Origin of the sequence: Streptococcus infantis (assembly GCF_019929575.1) — a bacterium.
Lineage (GTDB): Bacteria > Bacillota > Bacilli > Lactobacillales > Streptococcaceae > Streptococcus > Streptococcus infantis_L.
Map to the genome: position 1 here is coordinate 88,299 of NZ_JAHZPU010000003.1, position 20,063 is coordinate 108,361.

The 20,063-nt window shown below is 40.5% G+C and carries 17 protein-coding genes and 1 pseudogene; 17 read left to right on the forward strand and 1 reads right to left on the reverse strand.

Annotation, left to right across the window (positions count from 1 at the left end):
• Positions 1 to 18: 18 nt before the first annotated feature.
• The 15 genes and pseudogenes from K1I67_RS02345 to gap all read left to right on the forward strand — a co-directional run bounded on the left by K1I67_RS02345 (position 19) and on the right by gap (position 16,054).
• A complete protein-coding gene (locus tag K1I67_RS02345) occupies positions 19 to 654 on the forward strand; it encodes a ribonuclease P (protein ID WP_223338598.1) in 636 nt (211 codons plus the stop codon).
• Positions 655 to 772: 118 nt separating this feature from the next.
• A complete protein-coding gene (locus tag K1I67_RS02350) occupies positions 773 to 2,230 on the forward strand; it encodes a PTS ascorbate transporter subunit IIC (RefSeq protein WP_060956301.1) in 1,458 nt (485 codons plus the stop codon).
• 22 nt (positions 2,231 to 2,252) lie between these two features.
• Positions 2,253 to 2,534: a PTS sugar transporter subunit IIB gene (locus K1I67_RS02355; protein WP_000241466.1), complete on the forward strand. Its 282-nt coding sequence runs from the start codon at positions 2,253 to 2,255 to the stop codon at positions 2,532 to 2,534.
• 76 nt (positions 2,535 to 2,610) lie between these two features.
• Positions 2,611 to 3,096: a PTS sugar transporter subunit IIA gene (locus tag K1I67_RS02360; RefSeq protein WP_060956300.1), complete on the forward strand. Its 486-nt coding sequence runs from the start codon at positions 2,611 to 2,613 to the stop codon at positions 3,094 to 3,096.
• Positions 3,097 to 3,111: 15 nt separating this feature from the next.
• Positions 3,112 to 3,777 (forward strand): 3-keto-L-gulonate-6-phosphate decarboxylase UlaD, encoded by a 666-nt coding sequence (locus K1I67_RS02365; RefSeq protein ID WP_049548839.1) that lies wholly within the window; start codon positions 3,112 to 3,114, stop codon positions 3,775 to 3,777.
• 3 nt (positions 3,778 to 3,780) lie between these two features.
• Complete coding sequence (locus tag K1I67_RS02370) at positions 3,781 to 4,644, forward strand: L-ribulose-5-phosphate 3-epimerase (protein WP_223338599.1); 864 nt, start codon at positions 3,781 to 3,783, stop codon at positions 4,642 to 4,644.
• Position 4,645: 1 nt separating this feature from the next.
• Positions 4,646 to 5,353 (forward strand): L-ribulose-5-phosphate 4-epimerase, encoded by a 708-nt coding sequence (locus K1I67_RS02375; RefSeq protein WP_006153388.1) that lies wholly within the window; start codon positions 4,646 to 4,648, stop codon positions 5,351 to 5,353.
• A 166-nt stretch (positions 5,354 to 5,519) separates the two neighbouring features.
• Positions 5,520 to 7,194: pseudogene (locus tag K1I67_RS02380) on the forward strand (BglG family transcription antiterminator).
• 116 nt (positions 7,195 to 7,310) lie between these two features.
• Entirely contained in the window at positions 7,311 to 8,402 is a 1,092-nt protein-coding gene (gene ulaG, locus K1I67_RS02385; RefSeq protein ID WP_223338600.1) for an L-ascorbate 6-phosphate lactonase, read from the forward strand.
• Positions 8,403 to 8,516: 114 nt separating this feature from the next.
• A complete protein-coding gene (tkt, locus tag K1I67_RS02390) occupies positions 8,517 to 10,493 on the forward strand; it encodes a transketolase (protein ID WP_223338601.1) in 1,977 nt (658 codons plus the stop codon).
• A 117-nt stretch (positions 10,494 to 10,610) separates the two neighbouring features.
• Positions 10,611 to 10,931 carry a preprotein translocase subunit YajC gene (gene yajC, locus K1I67_RS02395; RefSeq protein ID WP_049504890.1) on the forward strand — a complete coding sequence of 107 codons (321 nt, stop codon included), beginning with the start codon at positions 10,611 to 10,613 and terminating at the stop codon, positions 10,929 to 10,931.
• 48 nt (positions 10,932 to 10,979) lie between these two features.
• Complete coding sequence (locus tag K1I67_RS02400; protein WP_223338602.1) at positions 10,980 to 11,435, forward strand: low molecular weight protein-tyrosine-phosphatase; 456 nt, start codon at positions 10,980 to 10,982, stop codon at positions 11,433 to 11,435.
• Complete coding sequence (locus tag K1I67_RS02405) at positions 11,410 to 11,823, forward strand: MORN repeat-containing protein (RefSeq protein ID WP_223338603.1); 414 nt, start codon at positions 11,410 to 11,412, stop codon at positions 11,821 to 11,823. Before K1I67_RS02400 ends, K1I67_RS02405 begins: the two co-directional genes overlap by 26 nt.
• 300 nt (positions 11,824 to 12,123) lie before the next feature.
• The gene (adhE, locus tag K1I67_RS02410) at positions 12,124 to 14,775 is read left to right on the forward strand and encodes a bifunctional acetaldehyde-CoA/alcohol dehydrogenase (protein WP_045762481.1); all 2,652 of its coding nucleotides are present in this window, start codon (positions 12,124 to 12,126) and stop codon (positions 14,773 to 14,775) included.
• Positions 14,776 to 15,043: 268 nt separating this feature from the next.
• A complete protein-coding gene (gene gap / locus K1I67_RS02415) occupies positions 15,044 to 16,054 on the forward strand; it encodes a type I glyceraldehyde-3-phosphate dehydrogenase (protein WP_045762475.1) in 1,011 nt (336 codons plus the stop codon).
• A gap of 73 nt (positions 16,055 to 16,127) precedes the next feature.
• Here the strand turns inward: gap and K1I67_RS02420 are convergent, their stop codons facing one another.
• Positions 16,128 to 17,003, reverse strand: coding sequence for an RluA family pseudouridine synthase (locus K1I67_RS02420; protein ID WP_317628363.1), 876 nt, complete (start codon positions 17,001 to 17,003; stop codon positions 16,128 to 16,130).
• A gap of 88 nt (positions 17,004 to 17,091) precedes the next feature.
• On the opposite strand from K1I67_RS02420, the gene pbp2a reads away from it, so the two are divergent.
• Complete coding sequence (pbp2a, locus tag K1I67_RS02425; RefSeq protein ID WP_223338604.1) at positions 17,092 to 19,317, forward strand: penicillin-binding protein PBP2A; 2,226 nt, start codon at positions 17,092 to 17,094, stop codon at positions 19,315 to 19,317.
• 172 nt (positions 19,318 to 19,489) lie between these two features.
• On the forward strand, positions 19,490 to 19,954 hold the full coding sequence (locus tag K1I67_RS02430; protein ID WP_223338605.1) for a sigma-70 family RNA polymerase sigma factor: 465 nt from the start codon (positions 19,490 to 19,492) through the stop codon (positions 19,952 to 19,954).
• Positions 19,955 to 20,063: the final 109 nt, after the last annotated feature.

Here is a 20,063-nt window from a genome sequence, read left to right on the forward strand (position 1 = left end):
CTAAGGGAGGTTGATCTTATGTTGAATACAATGAGAGAATATCTAGCTTTCTCTGGTTTACAGTATCAAAAACCCGAGAAGGCAGGTCAAGAAGTTGAAAAAATGCTTTATTTGAGGAGTAAGGGGCAGGAGGCCAGAAAGGTCTTTACACACTTAGCCAAGGATTTTCAAGAAAGACATCCAGAATGGGATCTCCAAGGGACGAGTCAGTGGATGAATCAAGCCCAACGTTTGCGACCGCATTTCTGGGCCTATCTACAGCGTGAGGGGGAAGTGTCAGAACCTATGTTGGCCCTTCGTTTATATGGAAGCCCTTCTGATTTTGGAGTTTCACTAGAAGTGAGTTTTATTGAGCGTAAGAAGGATGAGCAAACATTAGACAAACAAGCCAAGGTTTTAGAAGTTCCAGTGGCAGAAGGGATTTACTATCTAGTCTACTCAAATGGAGAAAGTCACAAGATGGAGGCTACTGAGGAAAATCGTCAAATTTTAAGAGAAAAACTATCCCATCAGGAAGTCCGAAAGGTTTTAGTTAAGGTAGATGTTTCAGTGGCAGAAAATTCATCTGAAGAAGAAATCGTAGAAGGTCTACTGAAGTCTTATTCTACAATTCTTCCCTATTATTTAGCTACAAGAGAATCAGATAATCCGTAAAATATCATAAATCATACAGTCCAAGAGTGAACAGTTCGCTGTGTAATTCTTGGTCTTTTTGTTTCCGTTTTCACATTATATAATAAACTTACAAAAACAATTCAAAAGGAGAACAATTATGGAAGTCATTTCAAGTGTTCTAAATTGGTTTTCTAGCAATATTTTGCAGAATCCCGCATTTTTCGTAGGTTTATTGGTGTTGATAGGATACGCACTTTTGAAAAAACCTGCTCATGATGTTTTCTCAGGTTTCGTTAAAGCAACAGTAGGTTATATGTTGCTCAACGTGGGTGCTGGTGGTTTGGTTACAACCTTCCGTCCAATCTTGGCAGCCCTTAACTATAAATTCCAAATCGGTGCAGCGGTTATTGACCCTTACTTTGGATTGGCTGCAGCAAACAACAAAATTGCAGCAGAGTTTCCAGATTTCGTTGGAACTGCAACAACAGCTCTATTGATCGGTTTTGGAGTAAATATCTTGCTTGTAGCTCTACGCAAGATTACGAAAGTAAGAACCCTCTTTATTACTGGTCACATCATGGTACAACAAGCTGCGACTGTATCTCTTATGGTTCTATTCTTAGTCCCACAATTGCGCAATGCTTATGGTACAGCAGCAATCGGTATCATCTGTGGCCTTTACTGGGCAGTTAGTTCAAATATGACTGTTGAGGCAACTCAACGTCTGACTGGTGGTGGCGGATTTGCGATTGGTCACCAACAACAATTTGCAATCTGGTTTGTAGATAAAGTGGCAGGACGCTTTGGCAAGAAAGAAGAAAGTCTAGACAATCTTAAATTGCCTAAGTTCCTCTCAATCTTCCATGATACAGTTGTTGCCTCTGCTACTTTGATGCTCGTATTCTTTGGAGCCATTCTGTTAATCTTGGGTCCAGATATTATGTCTAATAAAGAAGTCATCACTTCAGGAACTCTATTCAATCCTGCAAAACAAGATTTCTTTATGTACATTATCCAAACAGCCTTCACCTTCTCAGTTTACTTGTTCGTTTTGATGCAAGGTGTCCGCATGTTCGTATCTGAGTTGACAAATGCCTTCCAAGGTATTTCAAACAAATTGTTGCCAGGTTCATTCCCAGCAGTTGACGTTGCAGCTTCTTATGGATTTGGTTCTCCAAACGCTGTCTTGTCTGGATTTGCCTTTGGTTTGATTGGTCAATTGATTACAATTGTCTTGCTCATCGTCTTTAAAAACCCTGTCCTTATTATTACAGGATTTGTACCAGTATTCTTTGATAATGCAGCCATCGCGGTCTATGCTGATAAGCGTGGCGGATGGAAAGCAGCCGTTATCCTATCCTTCATTTCAGGTGTCCTCCAAGTTGCTCTAGGAGCTCTCTGTGTAGCCCTTCTCGACTTAGCATCTTACGGTGGTTACCATGGAAATATCGACTTTGAATTCCCATGGCTTGGATTTGGCTATATCTTCAAATACCTCGGTATCGTTGGTTATGTACTTGTATGTCTCTTCTTGCTCGTTATTCCTCAACTTCAATTTGCAAAAGCAAAAGATAAAGAGAAATATTACAACGGTGAAGTTCAAGAAGAAGCTTAGTGTCTAGAAAAGGAGAAATAAAATGGTTAAAGTATTAGCAGCGTGCGGAAATGGAATGGGTTCATCTATGGTTATCAAGATGAAGGTTGAAAATGCCCTCCGTAAGCTTAATCAAACAGACTTTACAGTCAATTCATGCAGTGTTGGTGAAGCAAAAGGTTTAGCAGCAGGCTATGACATCGTAATCGCTTCTCTTCATTTGATCCAAGAATTGGAAGGCCGAACTAATGGGAAGTTAATTGGGCTTGACAACTTGATGGATGATAAAGAAATCACTGAAAAACTCAGTCAAGCACTACAGTAAAAGGTTGGAGGGGGCTGGACAGAAACTGAGAGTTATCGTTTCTGTCCTTCTCCCTCTTTAAATAAAGGAGGCAGATATGAATTTAAAACAAGCTTTAATTGAAAATGACTCAATCCGACTAGGTCTAGAAGCTAAAGACTGGAAGGAAGCAGTCAAGGTAGCAGTAGATCCCTTGATTGAAAGTGGGGCGATTGTGCCAGAGTATTACGATGCTATCATCGAATCGACAGAAGAGTATGGTCCTTACTATATCTTGATGCCAGGTATGGCTATGCCCCATGCTAGACCTGAAGCTGGAGTGCAAAGAGATGCCTTTTCATTGATTACCTTGCAAAATCCTGTTGTATTTTCAGATGGGAAAGAGGTCTCTGTTTTGTTGGCACTAGCTGCAACAAGCTCAAAAATTCACACAAGTGTAGCCATTCCACAAATCATTGCCTTATTTGAATTAGAAGATTCTATTGCACGTTTACAGGCTTGCCAGACTAAAGAAGATGTATTGGCGATGATCGAAGAATCTAAGGATAGCCCTTATCTTGAAGGATTGGATTTGGAAAGTTAGAAGAGGAATAAAGAAATGACAAAAAGAATACCTAATTTACAAGTTGCATTAGACCATTCAGACTTGCAAGGAGCGATTAAAGCAGCTGTTTCTGTTGGTCAGGAAGTAGATATTATCGAAGCTGGAACTGTTTGCTTGCTTCAAGTTGGAAGTGAACTGGTTGAAGTCTTACGTAGCCTTTTCCCAGATAAGATTATTGTGGCAGATACAAAATGTGCTGATGCTGGTGGAACAGTTGCCAAAAATAATGCCGTTCGTGGAGCAGATTGGATGACTTGTATCTGTTGTGCAACCATCCCTACTATGGAAGCAGCTCTAAAGGCTATCAAGGCTGAACGTGGGGACCGAGGCGAAATCCAGATCGAGCTTTATGGTGATTGGACTTTTGAACAAGCTCAGCTTTGGCTAGATGCAGGTATCTCACAAGCTATCTATCACCAATCTCGTGATGCCCTTCTTGCTGGTGAAACTTGGGGTGAAAAAGACCTTAATAAGGTTAAAAAACTCATTGACATGGGCTTCCGAGTTTCTGTAACAGGTGGTCTAGATGTAGATACTCTCAAACTCTTTGAAGGTGTTGATGTCTTTACCTTTATCGCAGGTCGTGGAATTACGGAGGCTGCGGATCCAGCAGGAGCAGCGCGTGCCTTCAAGGATGAAATCAAACGGATTTGGGGGTAAACCATGGCACGTCCAATTGGAATTTATGAAAAGGCAACCCCGACCCACTTTACTTGGATAGAACGTTTAAATTTCGCTAAGGAGTTAGGCTTTGATTTTGTCGAGATGTCTATTGATGAACGTGACGAGCGTTTAGCAAGACTTGACTGGAGCAAGGAAGAACGCTTGGAAGTTGTCAAAGCTATCTATGAAACAGGTGTTCGTATACCGTCTATCTGTTTCTCAGGTCATCGTCGCTATCCGCTAGGATCAAACGATCCAGCCCTCGAAGCCAAGTCGCTGGAAACCATGAAGCAATGTATCGAGTTGGCGCAGGATTTGGGTGTGCGGGTCATTCAGCTGGCGGGCTATGATGTATACTATGAGGAAAAATCGCCAGAAACACGAGCGCGCTTCCTCAAAAATCTACGCAAGGCTTGTGATTGGGCGGAGCAAGCGCAGGTTATTCTTGCGATTGAGATTATGGATGACCCATTTATCAATAGTATCGAAAAATATCTAGCTGTTGAAAAGGCTATCAACTCGCCTTATCTCTTTGTCTATCCAGACACAGGCAATCTCTCAGCTTGGCACAATGACCTCTATAGTGAGTTTGTTATCGGGCACCAGGCTCTGGCAGCTCTGCATCTCAAGGATACCTATCCTGTGACCGAGCAGTCCAAGGGGCAATTCCGCGATGTGCCTTTTGGTCAAGGATGTGTCAACTGGGAGGATACTTTCAGAATTTTAAAAGAAACCAATTATCAAGGGCCATTTTTGATTGAAATGTGGTCTGAAAATTGTGAAACTGTAGAAGAAACACGCGCAGCCATTCAAGAGGCCCAAGCCTTTCTCTACCCACTTATTAAGAAAGCAGGTCTGATGTAAGATGAATCAAGTAATCAATGCTATGCGTAAACGAGTCTGTGATGCCAATCAATCATTGCCAAAACATGGACTTGTTAAATTTACCTGGGGCAATGTATCGGAAGTCAATCGCGAACTCGGTGTCATTGTTATCAAACCATCAGGTGTAGATTATGACGAATTGACACCTGAAAATATGGTGGTAACTGACCTGGATGGCAAGGTTCTAGAAGGAGATTTAAGACCATCTTCTGACCTTCCAACTCATGTGCAGTTATATAAGGCTTGGCCAGAGATTGCTAGTGTGGTTCATACCCATTCGACTGAAGCCGTTGGTTGGGCTCAGGCAGGTCGTGATATTCCTTTCTACGGAACAACCCATGCAGACTACTTCTACGGTTCAATCCCTTGCGCTCGTAGTTTGACTAAGGATGAAGTAGAAGTAGCCTATGAAAAAGATACTGGCCTAGTTATCGTAGAAGAGTTTGAACGTCGTGGTCTCAACCCTGTTGAAGTACCAGGGATTGTCGTACGTAATCACGGTCCATTCACCTGGGGCAAAAACCCAGAGAATGCTGTCTATCACTCTGTTGTACTAGAGGAAGTATCTAAGATGAATCGCTTTACAGAGCAAATCAATCCAAGAGTTGAACCTGCTCCCCAGTACATCCTAGAAAAACACTACCAACGTAAACATGGACCAAATGCTTATTACGGTCAAAAGAAATAAGAAATTGAATTGAAAAGAGGCTAGGAGCTTTCGATCCAAGCCTCGCTTTTGTAGTTGTCAGTATCCACTGTTAAGAGTTTACAGCATATAATTGCAAAGTCTGTACGAATGTGATACCATTATAAAGTTGTTTTGGAAGCGATTGACAAATAGAGGAGTATGAATTATGGTTTTAGATAAGGCGAGCTGTGACTTGCTTCAATATTTGATGGATCAAGAAACGTCCAAAACGATTATGACGATTTCGAAAGATCTAGCTCAATCTCGAAGAAAAATCTACTATCACATTGATAAAATCAATGATGCTCTGGATGATGAGAATTTGCACATCATCAGTCTGCCTCGGATTGGTATTTACTTGACCGATGAGCAAAGAGAAGCTTGTCGTCAATTATTAGACGAAGTTGATTCTTATGATTACATCATGAGTGCCAACGAGCGGATGCAGCTGATGCTCCTTCTGATTGGTATTTCCAAAGAGAGAATCACTCTTGAAAAACTCATGGAATTAACAGAAGTCTCTCGAAATACGGTCCTAAATGATTTAAATACTATTCGTTACCAGCTGACACTAGAGCAGTATCAAGTAACGCTTCAAGTTAGTAAATCTCGCGGTTACTATCTAAATGCACATCCTCTTAATAAAATCCAGTATCTTCAATCCCTTCTCTATCATATCTTTATGGAGGAAAATCCAGCCTTTGTAGCTATTTTAGAGGAGAAAATCAAGGAGCGATTAGAAGGTGAGATGCTTCTTTCTGATGAGGTCAATCAATTCCTCAAAAAACAAGTTCCACTGGTTGAGCAGGATTTGGGGGAAAAAATAAACCATCACGAAGTCACTTTTATGCTACAGGTTCTCCCTTATCTTCTACTTGGATGTGATACCGTTACTCGTAATCAGGACAAACACCAAGAAATTGAGCAAGAGTTTTCATTGATTCGAAAGAGAATTGAATATCAGGTATCCAAAAAACTAGGAGAGCGCTTGTTTGAAACATTTGGAATCTCATTTTCAGAATTAGATAGATCTCTGTTAGCCATTCTTTTGTTATCCTATCGAAAAGATCGAGACATCCATGCAGAAAGTAAAGATTTTCAGCATTTGAGAATGGCTTTAGAAGAGTTTATTTGGTATTTTGAATCCCAAACCAGAATGGAGATTGAACAGAAAGAAGACTTATTGAGGAATCTTGTGATTCATTGTAAGGCGCTATTATTCAGAAAGAACTATGGTATTTTCTCAAAAAATCCTTTAACTCGGCAGATTCGTTCCAAGTATAGTGAACTTTTCGTAATTACAAAAAAAATGTGCAGAAGTGTTAGAAGAAGCTTGGCAGATTCGATTGACGGATGATGAGATTGCCTATTTGACCATTCATGTTGGAGGTTTTTTAAAGTATACTCCATCGATTCAAAACAATACCAAGAAGATTTATATTGTGTGCGATGAAGGAGTGGGTGTCTCTAAACTTTTACTCAAACAGTGTCGATTCTATCTTCCAAATGAACAGATAGGGGCAGTCTTTACAACTGAGCAGTTCAAAAGCGTAGAGGATATTACTCAGGTTGATTTACTGATCACAACCAACGATGAACTTGAGAGTCATTTCCCGGTTTTAAAGGTAAATCCTATACTTGAGGCAGAAGATATTTTACGCATGACAGACTTTATGAAGAATAAGGTTCTTAGAAAAGACGGTCGAACCTTCAAGGAAAATCTATCAACCATTATCGGCACCTATATATCGGATAAACATGCAGCGGCAAAATTACAAGAAGAAATTCAACTTTTAATCAATCAAGAATTAGTCATCCAAGCTTTTTTAGATGAATCATAAACATCACAGTCCAATGATGAACACAAACCTGTGTTTTTCTTGGTCTTTTTTAATATATCGGTCGGTGTTATACTAAGTATGAAATAAATACTTGAACAAAATATGGAGGATTTCAAATGCCAAACGTAAAAGAAATTACGAGAGAATCATGGATTTTAGCTACTTTCCCAGAGTGGGGAACATGGTTGAATGAAGAAATCGAAGAAGAAGTCGTGCCTGAAGGCAACTTCGCCATGTGGTGGCTAGGCAACTGTGGTACTTGGATTAAGACACCAGGTGGTGCTAACGTTGTCATGGACCTTTGGTCAAACCGTGGAAAATCAACCAAAAAAGTGAAAGATATGGTTCGTGGACACCAAATGGCAAATATGGCAGGTGTTCGTAAATTGCAACCAAACTTGCGTGTTCAACCAATGGTTATCGATCCATTTGCTATCAATGAACTCGACTACTACTTGGTTTCACACTTCCATAGTGACCATATCGCCCCATACACAGCTGCAGCAATTCTCAACAATCCTAAGTTAGATCATGTTAAGTTTATCGGTCCTTACCATTGTGGTCGAATCTGGGAAAGCTGGGGTGTTCCAAAAGAACGAATCATCGTTGTCAAACCAGGTGATACTATCGAACTAAAAGACATGAAGATTCATGCAGTAGAATCATTTGACCGTACTTGCTTGGTAACTCTACCAGTAAATGGAGCTGACGAAACAGGCGGTGAACTTGCTGGGTTGGCTGTTACAGATGAAGAAATGGCTCAAAAGGCGGTTAACTATGTTTTTGAAACACCAGGTGGAACCATCTATCATGGAGCTGATTCTCACTTCTCTAACTACTTTGCAAAACATGGTAAAGACTTCAAAATTGATGTTGCTTTGAATAACTATGGTGAAAATCCAGTAGGTATCCAAGATAAAATGACTTCTATCGACCTTCTTCGCATGGCAGAAAATCTACGTGCTAAAGTCATTATCCCAGTTCACTATGATATCTGGTCTAACTTCATGGCTTCTACGAATGAAATCCTAGAACTTTGGAAAATGAGAAAAGATCGCTTGCAATACGATTTCCATCCATTTATCTGGGAAGTTGGTGGTAAATACACTTATCCTCAAGACCAACACTTAATAGAATACCATCACCCACGTGGTTTTGATGACTGCTTCGAACAAGACTCAAATATCCAATTCAAAGCCTTGCTTTAATATAAAAATTTTTTCTGGAGGTTATCCGTATGTTGCACGATACGGATAATTTTCATATAATAGTACAAATAGAATATGTGATAGACCTATCACCTCAAAGAGAAAGGAAATTCTATGTCAAATCTATCTGTTAATGCGATTCGTTTTCTAGGTATTGACGCTATCAATAAAGCGAACTCAGGTCACCCAGGGGTGGTTATGGGAGCTGCACCGATGGCCTACAGCCTATTCACTAAAGAACTTCGTATCAATCCAGCTCAACCAAACTGGATTAACCGCGACCGTTTTATTCTTTCAGCTGGTCACGGGTCAATGCTCCTCTACGCCCTTCTTCATCTCTCTGGATTTGAAGATGTGAGCATGGATGAAGTGAAGAACTTCCGTCAATGGGGTTCTAAAACACCAGGTCACCCAGAATTTGGTCATACAGCAGGGGTTGATGCAACAACAGGTCCTCTAGGACAAGGGATTGCAACTGCGACTGGTTTTGCACAAGCAGAACGTTTCCTTGCAGCTAAGTACAACCGTGAAGGTTATAACATCTTTGACCACTACACTTACGTTATCTGTGGAGATGGTGACTTGATGGAAGGTGTCTCAAGCGAAGCTGCTTCTTATGCAGGCTTGCAAAAGCTTGACAAGTTGGTTGTTCTTTATGATTCAAATGATATCAACTTGGATGGTGAGACAAAAGATTCATTCACAGAAAGTGTTCGCGATCGTTACAATGCCTACGGTTGGCATACAGCCTTGGTAGAAGATGGAACAGACTTAGAAGCTATTCATGCTGCTATTGAAGAAGCTAAGGCTTCAGGCAAACCATCTTTGATCGAAGTGAAAACTGTTATTGGATATGGTTCTCCAAACAAACAAGGGACTAATGCTGTACACGGTGCTCCTCTTGGAGCGGATGAAACTGCAGCAACTCGCCAAGCCCTTGGTTGGGACTACGAACCGTTTGAAATCCCAGCAGAAGTTTATGCTGATTTCAAAGAAAATGTTGCAGACCGTGGTGCATCAGCATACGAAGCATGGACAAAACTAGTCGCAGATTACAAAGAAGCTCACCCAGAACTTGCTGCAGAAGTGGAAGCAATCATCGAAGGACGCGATCCAGTTGAGGTGACTCCAGAAGACTTCCCAGCTTTAGAAAATGGTTTCTCTCAAGCGACACGTAACTCAAGCCAAGATGCCTTGAATGTTGTGGCTGCTAAATTGCCAACCTTCCTTGGTGGATCAGCAGACCTTGCTCATTCAAATATGACTTACATCAAAACGGACGGACTTCAAGATGATGCAAATCGTTTGAATCGTAACATCCAATTTGGTGTTCGTGAATTTGCAATGGGTACTGTCTTGAACGGAATGGCTCTTCACGGTGGACTTCGTGTTTATGGTGGAACATTCTTCGTATTCTCAGACTATCTTAAGGCAGCAGTTCGATTGTCAGCTCTACAAGGTCTTCCTGTAACCTATGTCTTTACTCACGATTCAATCGCAGTTGGTGAAGATGGGCCAACTCATGAACCGATTGAGCACTTGGCAGGCCTTCGTGCGATTCCAAACCTCAACGTTTTCCGTCCAGCAGATGCGCGTGAAACTCAAGCAGCTTGGTATCAAGCTGTCAAAAGCGAGAAAACTCCGACTGTTCTTGTCTTGACTCGTCAAAACTTGACTGTTGAAGAAGGAACAGACTTTGACAAGGTTGCAAAAGGTGCTTACGTTGTATATGAAAATGCAGCAGACTTTGACACTATCTTGATTGCAACAGGTTCAGAAGTGAACTTAGCAGTAGCAGCCGCTAAAGAATTGGCAAGTCAAGGTGGAAAAGTTCGCGTAGTCAGCATGCCATCTACAGATGTATTTGATGCACAAGATGCAGCATATAAAGAAGAGATTTTACCAAATGCAGTTCGTCGCCGTGTAGCAGTTGAAATGGGAGCAACTCAAAACTGGTACAAATACGTTGGTCTTGATGGAGCAGTTCTTGGTATTGATACCTTTGGAGCATCTGCACCAGCACCAAAAGTTTTAGCAGAATATGGATTTACAGTTGAAAACTTAGTAGAACTTGTAAACAACTTGAAATAAGAAAAATCAGGGCATTTGCTCTGGTTTTTTATTGTCCCAAAACCAGGGTATAATCTTGTAAAAACAAGTGAAATTTGATATAGTAGTTTTATCTGAATTACAAAGGAGTAAAAAATAATGGGTGGGAATTTAACATTCTTGATTATGCTTGTTTTGATGTTGGGCTTGATGTTCTTCATGCAACGTTCTCAAAAGAAACAAGCTGAAAAACGTATGGAGAGCCTCAACAAACTTCAAAAAGGCTACGAAGTAATCACTATCGGTGGTCTCTACGGTACAGTGGATGAAGTTGACACTGAAAACAAAACGATTGTACTTGATGTAGACGGAGTATACTTGACTTTCGAATTAGGTGCAATTAGAACAGTTTTGCCAGTCAAAGAAGCTGTCACACCTGAAGGTGCAGTTATCGAAGAAGGCAGTGCTATTGAAGAATAAAACGGGGTGGATCTCATTCCCGTTTTTCTATAAGTGAGAGGAAGAGTAATGAAAAAAATTGCCTTTGTCTGTCTTGGCAATATTTGTCGTAGTCCTATGGCGGAATTTGTGATGAAATCCTTGACCGATAAGTATGAGGTTCAAAGCCGAGCGACTTCTTCCTGGGAACATGGTAATCCGATCCACAAAGGGACACAAGGAATCTTTCGAAGTCATGGAGTTCCTTATGATACTTCGAAAACTTCCCAACAAATTTCTAAAAAAGATTTTGAGTATTTTGACTATATCATTGGGATGGATGAGTCTAATCTCGCTGATTTGCGTGAGATGTGTCCACAGGATCAACAATACAAGATACAGCCTTTTGCATCTGAAAGCGTTCCAGATCCCTGGTATACAGGTGATTTTGAAGAAACTTATGACCGAGTTTTAGCTGGTTGCCAGGCTTGGTTAAGTCGCTTAGAAAATGAGAGTGAACATGGAAAATTTAAAAAAACTCTATGAAAAATATAGTGTCTATTTAACACGTCCCCGTTTAGAAATTACGACAGTGATCGTCATTGTTGTCTGTGCAGGTCTTGTATTTCTGACCAATCTTCCAAAACAGGGCGTTCTTAAGCTTGATAACGATGCTATTATTTATGACGGGAGCCTAGTTCGTGGTAAGATGAATGGTCAGGGCACTGTTACCTTCTCGAACGGTGATACCTATACTGGAGAATTTAGCAATGGCGCCTTCAATGGTAAAGGTACCTACCAAGCTAAAGCAGGTTGGGTATATGAGGGAGACTTTGTAAATGGCCAAGCTGAAGGAAAAGGAAAACTGACTACCGAACAAGAAGTAGTCTATGAAGGGGACTTCAAACAAGGTTTATTTCAACAAGCACAATAACCTCCTCCTAGAAGGAGGTATTCTTCCAGACCGACAGAAAGCGCTTACATGGAAATAAAAACGGCTTACAAGACTGTTTTACAACTAAGTTTGTGAAAAATAAAACTTTTATGGAATAATTCACAAACTTTAAGTGAAAAAGTGCATGTGTGGGTATATTTGAAATTGTTTTCACAAACAAATAAAAAAAGTTTGTGAAATGCTCATGAAACTGTTTACAAATGTTTAAAAAAGAGTTATAATAAACTTGTGAAAAAATTAACAAAGGACTTACAATCCTTGAAAGCTATGGAGGAAAATATGGCTGATAAAAAAACTGTAACACCAGAAGAAAAGAAACTCGCTGCTGAAAAGCATGTCGATGGTTTGGTGCAAAAAGCTTTAGTTGCCCTTGAAGAAATGCGTAAACTTGACCAAGATCAAGTCGATTATATCGTAGCAAAAGCTTCAGTTGCAGCACTTGATGCTCACGGAGAATTGGCTTTACATGCCTTTGAAGAAACAGGACGTGGAGTATTTGAAGATAAAGCAACTAAAAACCTATTTGCTTGTGAGCACGTAGTAAATAACATGCGCCACACTAAAACAGTTGGTGTTATCGAAGAAGATGATGTAACAGGATTGACTCTTATCGCTGAACCAGTTGGTGTTGTTTGTGGTATCACTCCAACAACTAACCCAACTTCAACAGCAATCTTTAAAGCGTTGATTTCATTGAAGACTCGTAATCCTATTGTCTTTGCATTCCACCCATCAGCTCAAGAATCATCAGCTCACGCAGCTCAAATCGTTCGTGATGCAGCGATTAAAGCAGGTGCTCCTGAAAACTGTGTACAGTGGATTACTGAACCATCTATGGAAGCAACTAGTGCATTGATGAACCACGAAGGTATTGCAACAATCCTTGCAACAGGAGGTAATGCCATGGTTAAAGCTGCATATTCATGTGGTAAACCAGCTCTTGGGGTAGGTGCCGGAAACGTTCCAGCTTATGTTGAAAAATCAGCTAACATCCGCCAAGCTGCTCACGATATCGTAATGTCTAAATCATTTGACAATGGTATGGTCTGTGCATCTGAACAAGCGGTTATCATTGATAAAGAAATTTACGATGAATTTGTAGCAGAGTTCAAATCTTACCATACTTACTTTGTAAACAAAAAAGAAAAAGCCCTTCTTGAAGAGTTCTGTTTCGGCGTGAAAGCAAACAGCAAAAACTGTGCTGGTGCAAAATTGAACGCTGACATCGTTGGTAAACCAGCAACTTGGATTGCAGAACAAGCAGGATTTACGGTTCCAGAAGGAACAAACATTCTTGCTGCAGAATGTAAAGAAGTTGGTGAAAACGAGCCATTAACTCGTGAAAAATTGTCACCAGTTATCGCAGTTTTGAAAGCTGAAAGCCGTGAAGATGGTATTGCTAAAGCTCGTCAAATGGTTGAATTTAACGGTCTTGGACACTCAGCTGCCATCCATACTGCTGATGAAGAATTGACTAAAGAATTTGGTAAAGCTGTTAAAGCTATTCGTGTTATCTGTAACTCACCTTCTACTTTCGGTGGTATCGGGGACGTTTACAATGCCTTCTTGCCATCATTGACACTCGGATGTGGTTCTTACGGACGTAACTCAGTTGGGGATAACGTTAGCGCCATTAACCTCTTGAACATCAAAAAAGTCGGAAGACGGAGAAATAACATGCAATGGATGAAACTTCCTTCAAAAACATACTTTGAACGTGATTCAATTCAATACCTTCAAAAATGTCGTGACGTTGAGCGTGTCATGATCGTTACTGACCACGCTATGGTAGAGCTTGGCTTCCTTGATCGTATCATCGAACAACTTGACCTTCGTCGCAATAAGGTTGTTTACCAAATCTTTGCAGATGTAGAACCAGATCCAGATATCACTACAGTTGAACGTGGTACTGAGATTATGCGCTCTTTCAAACCAGATACAATCATCGCTCTTGGTGGTGGATCACCAATGGATGCTGCTAAAGTTATGTGGCTCTTCTACGAGCAACCAGAAGTGGACTTCCGTGACCTTGTACAAAAATTCATGGATATCCGTAAACGTGCCTTCAAATTCCCATTGCTTGGTAAGAAGACTAAATTCATCGCGATCCCAACTACATCTGGTACAGGATCTGAAGTAACTCCATTTGCCGTTATCTCTGATAAAGCAAACAACCGTAAATACCCAATCGCTGACTACTCATTGACACCAACTGTGGCAATCGTAGACCCTGCTTTGGTATTGACAGTTCCTGGATTTGTAGCCGCTGATACTGGTATGGACGTATTGACTCACGCAACTGAAGCTTACGTATCACAAATGGCTAGTGACTATACTGATGGTCTTGCTCTTCAAGCAATCAAACTTGTATTCGAAAACCTTGAAAGCTCAGTTAAGAATGCAGACTTCCACTCACGTGAGAAAATGCATAACGCTTCAACAATCGCTGGTATGGCCTTTGCGAATGCCTTCCTAGGTATTTCTCACTCAATGGCTCACAAGATTGGTGCGCAATTCCACACAGTTCACGGACGTACAAATGCAATCTTGCTTCCATACGTTATCCGTTACAACGGTACTCGCCCAGCTAAGACAGCTACATGGCCTAAGTACAACTACTACCGTGCAGACGAGAAATATCAAGATATCGCTCGTATGCTTGGCCTTCCAGCTTCTACACCAGAAGAAGGGGTGGAATCTTACGCAAAAGCTGTCTACGAACTTGGTGAGCGCGTAGGTATCCAAATGAACTTCAAAGCACAAGGTATTGACGAAAAAGAATGGAAAGAACATTCACGTGAATTGGCCTTCCTTGCTTATGAAGACCAATGTTCACCTGCTAACCCACGTCTTCCAATGGTTGACCATATGCAAGAAATCATCGAAGATGCTTACTATGGTTACAAAGAAAGACCAGGACGCCGTAAATAATTGATTATCAGCCAAAACCGAGGGTAAACCTCGGTTTTTTATGCTTAGAGAATATATTATTTATTAAGAAATGCATAGAATTGGAGTAGGCTGCAAGGCTAAGTAAAGAAATGAAAATATTACCAAAGCTTATCAGAAAAACAAGGCCAGCGCTTGCAATTAAACTAAAATAGTTATATAATAGGTATGTTGAAAGGTGATTTGTAGTGATTCAAGTTACTCTTTTCACAATAAAATTTTCATGATTTTCATAAGGAGGAAATCACTAATGGTAGTTAAAGTTGGTATTAACGGTTTCGGACGTATCGGTCGTCTTGCTTTCCGCCGTATCCAAAACGTAGAAGGTGTTGAAGTTACTCGCATCAACGACCTTACAGATCCAGTTATGCTTGCACACTTGTTGAAATATGACACAACTCAAGGTCGTTTCGACGGAACTGTGGAAGTTAAAGAAGGTGGATTTGAAGTTAACGGTAAATTCGTTAAAGTTTCTGCTGAACGTGATCCAGAACAAATTGACTGGGCTAACGACGGTGTAGAAATCGTTCTTGAAGCAACTGGTTTCTTTGCTACTAAAGCAGCTGCTGAAAAACACTTGCACCCAGGTGGAGCTAAAAAAGTTGTTATCACTGCTCCTGGTGGATCAGATGTTAAAACAGTTGTATTTAACACTAACCACGACGTTCTTGACGGTACTGAAACAGTTATCTCAGGTGCTTCATGTACTACAAACTGCTTGGCTCCAATGGCTAAAGCTCTTCAAGATAACTTCGGTGTTGTTGAAGGATTGATGACTACTATCCACGCTTACACTGGTGACCAAATGATTCTTGACGGACCACACCGTAAAGGTGACCTCCGTCGTGCTCGCGCTGGTGCTGCTAACATCGTACCTAACTCAACTGGTGCTGCTAAAGCTATCGGTCTTGTAATCCCAGAATTGAACGGTAAACTTGACGGAGCTGCACAACGCGTTCCTACACCAACTGGTTCAGTAACTGAATTGGTAGTTGTTCTTGAAAAGAACGTTACTGTTGATGAAGTGAATGCAGCTATGAAAGCAGTAGCCAATGAATCATACGGTTACACAGAAGATCCAATCGTATCTTCAGATGTTGTAGGTATGTCTTACGGATCATTGTTTGACGCAACTCAAACTAAAGTTCTTGACGTTGACGGTAAACAATTGGTTAAAGTTGTTTCATGGTACGACAACGAAATGTCATACACTGCACAACTTGTACGTACTCTTGAATACTTCGCTAAAATCGCTAAATAATTCTTGAGTTGATAAAAGCAAGGCCAACTGGTCTTGCTTTTTTGGTATCTATAAGAAAAAATGGATGAAAGTGTCATCCATTTTGGTTTAATTCTCTTTCAAATGTATCTGATAGCGCAGTAAAGCTTAATTTGTTTAAGGTCAGAGGGTGGACAAAGGATAGTTTAAATGCGTGTAACATTAGTCTACTAGCTTTGGAATGTGGGTTGTAGAGCGGATCTCCAAGGATTGGATGTCCGTGGTGAGATAGATGCACTCGAATCTGATGAGTTCGTCCTGTTTTTAATCGACAGCGAAGAAGACTGGTTTTGTTTTGAAATTGTTTCAACCGAGTTACTTGGGTTTCGGCGTATTGACCATTTTTTTGATCCACCACCCGTTTTCTACGATCGTGACGATCGCGACCGATTTTGTCTCGAAAGACAAGCTCTTTAGTTCCTATTTTTCCCTCAACCAGAGCCCAGTATTCGCGGGAGATTTCTTTTTTCTCCAATAATCGATTGAGGATGGGCAGTATAAATGGATTTTTAGCAAACAGTACGAGTCCACTTGTTTCTTTGTCTAGTCTATGAACGACATAGCAAGTTTGACCTACATAGGCGCTGACATGATTGAGAAGAGCAATCTCATCAGGCTGATTTCCATGTGTTTTCATACCCTCGGGTTTGTTGACGATAATTAAATGTTGGTCTTGATAAACTTCTTGGACAAGATTAGGATTCCCCCAAACAATTTCTTTTGTAGGATAATCCTCCTCATCGAAAATCAGTTGACATTCATCTCCGGCTTTGACAGTTTGATGCCAATGGACTTCTTCTTGATTGATGAGAATGTGCTTTTTAATTCTCAAGAAATGCCGTATTTTTCTCGGAATAAGTAGTTGATCTTCCAAGAAGACTTTGACAGTCATTTCAGGAAGAGAGTCAGGGATAACAAAGGTAAATTTCATACAGATATTGTAACAAAAAATAGATTATTTGGATAGAGAAACTAGCTAAATTCTTGTCTTCCTATGGGGAAGATGATAAAATAAACGCATGAAATTAGATACATTATTTGAAAAGTTTCTTTCTTTATTTAAAAAAGAAGGAGCTGAAATGGAAGAAATAGAAATCGACGAAGCTAATAATGAAGAAAATACCTCGACTAATTTAAGACGGTCAAGAGGTGGGCGAAAGAAAGTTGGGCAAGTCGGACCTATTCGAAAATTTTGGCGTCGCTATCATCTGACCAAAATCTTTCTAATTCTTGGACTAAGTGCAAGCTTGTTTGTTGGGGTTTATCTATTTGCCTTGGCTAAATCGACAAATGTTACAGACTTGCAGAATGCTTTGAAAACAAGAACGGTGATTTTTGATAGAGAAGAGAATGAGGCTGGTGCCTTGTCAGGTCAAAAAGGGACCTATGTTGAACTTTCGGAAATTAGTGAAGATTTGCAGAATGCTGTTATTGCGACAGAAGATAGAAGCTTCTATAAAAATAGTGGAATTAACTATAGTCGCTTTTTCCTAGCTATCCTAACAGCTGGTCGCTCGGGTGGTGGTTCTACAATTACCCAACAGTTAGCGAAAAATGCTTATCTTTCACAAGACCAAACTGTTCAGAGAAAGGCTAAAGAATTCTTTCTTGCTTTAGAATTAACCAAAAAATACAGTAAAAAAGAAATTCTAACCATGTATTTGAACAATGCCTACTTCGGTAATGGAGTTTGGGGTGTTGAGGATGCTAGTAAAAAGTACTTTGGAGTTTCGGCATCGGAATTAACTCTTGATGAAGCTGCCACTTTAGCAGGCATGCTTAAAGGCCCAGAATTGTACAATCCTCTGAATTCCATTGAGCATTCAACTAATCGAAGAGATACTGTCTTACAAAATATGGTGGCTGCCGGCTACCTTGATAAAAATAAGGAAGCAGAAGCAGCAAGTGTTGATATGGCTTCTCAATTGAAAGATAGTTATGAAGGGAAAATATCAGACTACCGTTATCCTTCTTATTTTGATGCAGTTGTTAATGAAGCTATTGAAAAGTATAATCTAACAGAGGAAGAAATCGTTAATAACGGTTATCGAATTTATACGGAGCTAGATCAAAATTACCAAGCAAATATGCAGGTTATCTATCAAAATACTTCGCTCTTTCCGACAGCTGAAGATGGGACGCATGCAGAGTCTGGTAGTGTCGCTTTGGAGCCAAAAACGGGTGGAGTTCGGGGAGTTGTTGGTCGAGTGGCAGGGGATGATAAGACAGGTTTCAGGAATTTTAACTATGCAACCCAATCAAAAAGAAGCCCAGGATCGACTATTAAACCCTTGATAGTGTACACACCAGCGGTTGAAGCGGGTTGGTCTCTTAATAAGGAGTTGGATAATCATACCATGCAATATGGTGATTATAAAGTAGACAACTACGCAGGAATCAAGACATCACGAGAAGTACCCATGTATCAAGCTTTGGCTAAATCTCTAAATTTACCTGCAGTAGCTACTGTTAAAGAACTTGGAATTGATAAAGCCTTTGAAGCGGGTGAAAAGTTTGGTCTCAACATGAGCGATGTAGATCGTGTGCTTGGAGTAGCTTTAGGTGGCGGCGTAGAAACTAACCCTCTTCAGATGGCCCAAGCCTACGCAGTGTTTGCAAATGAAGGACTCATGCCGGATGCTCACTTTATCACCCGTATTGAAAATGCTAGTGGTCAAGTGATTGCTAGTCATAAAAATACTCAAAAACGAGTGGTTGACAAATCGGTAGCTGATAAAATGACCAGTATGATGTTAGGTACTTTTACAAATGGTACAGGGGTCAGTTCGTCTCCAGATGATTATGTCATGGCTGGAAAAACAGGAACAACAGAGGCAGCCTTTAACCCAGAATATACCAGTGATCAATGGGTGATTGGCTATACCCCTGATTTAGTGATTAGTCACTGGCTTGGTTTCCCTACTACTGATGAAAATCACTATTTAGCAGGTTCAACTTCGAATGGTGCTGCTCACATTTTTAGAAGTATGGCGGAAACAATCCTACCATATACGCCAGGTAGCACCTTTACAGTTGAAAATGCTTATAAAATGAATGGTATTGCACCAGAAAATACACCTAAACAAACTACAAGTGATACTAGTACGCAGTCGGATGATATATTAGCAGATATTCGTGGACGAGCACAAAATCTGGTCGATGAAGCAGGACGAGCGATTTCGGATGCTAAAATTAAAGAAAAAGCTCAGACTGTCTGGGATACCATTGTAGATCTCTTTCGCTAATACGTTTATAAGCTAAAAGACAAGGATTCAAATCTTTGTCTTTTTTTACTCTCACTTGTCAGTATTCACAACTGCCATAACATTAGAGAGTAAAAACAGCACAAGATAGAAACTAGTGCCCTTCTTTCGGCCTTTCTCTGCTATACTACAAGCAGAGAAAGGGGGAAAGCAAATGCTTGAAAAGAATTATGAGAAGGTAAAAGGTATTGTCCATAGATGCCGAAAAGATTATTATCTCCACCTGTGGGAAAAAGAAGATTGGGACCAAGAGGGAATGATCTGTCTCCATGAACTTCTAGAACACCATCCAGAATTAGTGGAAGAGGAAAAGAAACTCTACGTCTACTTCAAAACAAAATTTCGCAATCGAATCCTTGATAGCGTCAGAAAACAAGAGAGTCAAAAGCGTCGCCTAGACCGGATGGCCTATGAAGAAGTAGGGGAGATTAGCCATCGCCTACCAGAAGGAGGATTGTGGTTGGATGATTACTACGCCCTACATGAATTGTTGAATACTTATAGAAGAAAATTACCAGAAGATAAGCAAGAAGCCTATGAACGCCTCTGGGCAGACGAACGATTTAAAGGCCGCAAAGCCCTTCTCAGAGAACTGAAGGAAACATTACAAGACTTCTAAAAAAAATTAAAAAAAGGTGTTGACAAAGTAAAAAAAGTCGGTATAATAGTAAGAGTTGAAAATAACAACTCCGGTCCGTTGGTCAAGGGGTTAAGACACCGCCTTTTCA

Excerpts from the sequence above, each read along its gene's own strand:
- K1I67_RS02345 (WP_223338598.1), top strand. The coding sequence starts at position 19 with ATGTTGAATACAATGAGAGAATATCTAGCTTTCTCTGGTTTACAGTAT.
- K1I67_RS02350 (WP_060956301.1), top strand. The coding sequence starts at position 773 with ATGGAAGTCATTTCAAGTGTTCTAAATTGGTTTTCTAGCAATATTTTG.
- K1I67_RS02355 (WP_000241466.1), top strand. The coding sequence starts at position 2,253 with ATGGTTAAAGTATTAGCAGCGTGCGGAAATGGAATGGGTTCATCTATG.
- K1I67_RS02360 (WP_060956300.1), top strand. The coding sequence starts at position 2,611 with ATGAATTTAAAACAAGCTTTAATTGAAAATGACTCAATCCGACTAGGT.
- K1I67_RS02365 (WP_049548839.1), top strand. The coding sequence starts at position 3,112 with ATGACAAAAAGAATACCTAATTTACAAGTTGCATTAGACCATTCAGAC.
- K1I67_RS02370 (WP_223338599.1), top strand. The coding sequence starts at position 3,781 with ATGGCACGTCCAATTGGAATTTATGAAAAGGCAACCCCGACCCACTTT.
- K1I67_RS02375 (WP_006153388.1), top strand. The coding sequence starts at position 4,646 with ATGAATCAAGTAATCAATGCTATGCGTAAACGAGTCTGTGATGCCAAT.
- ulaG (WP_223338600.1), top strand. The coding sequence starts at position 7,311 with ATGCCAAACGTAAAAGAAATTACGAGAGAATCATGGATTTTAGCTACT.
- tkt (WP_223338601.1), top strand. The coding sequence starts at position 8,517 with ATGTCAAATCTATCTGTTAATGCGATTCGTTTTCTAGGTATTGACGCT.
- yajC (WP_049504890.1), top strand. The coding sequence starts at position 10,611 with ATGGGTGGGAATTTAACATTCTTGATTATGCTTGTTTTGATGTTGGGC.
- K1I67_RS02400 (WP_223338602.1), top strand. The coding sequence starts at position 10,980 with ATGAAAAAAATTGCCTTTGTCTGTCTTGGCAATATTTGTCGTAGTCCT.
- K1I67_RS02405 (WP_223338603.1), top strand. The coding sequence starts at position 11,410 with ATGGAAAATTTAAAAAAACTCTATGAAAAATATAGTGTCTATTTAACA.
- adhE (WP_045762481.1), top strand. The coding sequence starts at position 12,124 with ATGGCTGATAAAAAAACTGTAACACCAGAAGAAAAGAAACTCGCTGCT.
- gap (WP_045762475.1), top strand. The coding sequence starts at position 15,044 with ATGGTAGTTAAAGTTGGTATTAACGGTTTCGGACGTATCGGTCGTCTT.
- K1I67_RS02420 (WP_317628363.1), bottom strand. The coding sequence starts at position 17,003 with ATGAAATTTACCTTTGTTATCCCTGACTCTCTTCCTGAAATGACTGTC.
- pbp2a (WP_223338604.1), top strand. The coding sequence starts at position 17,092 with ATGAAATTAGATACATTATTTGAAAAGTTTCTTTCTTTATTTAAAAAA.
- K1I67_RS02430 (WP_223338605.1), top strand. The coding sequence starts at position 19,490 with ATGCTTGAAAAGAATTATGAGAAGGTAAAAGGTATTGTCCATAGATGC.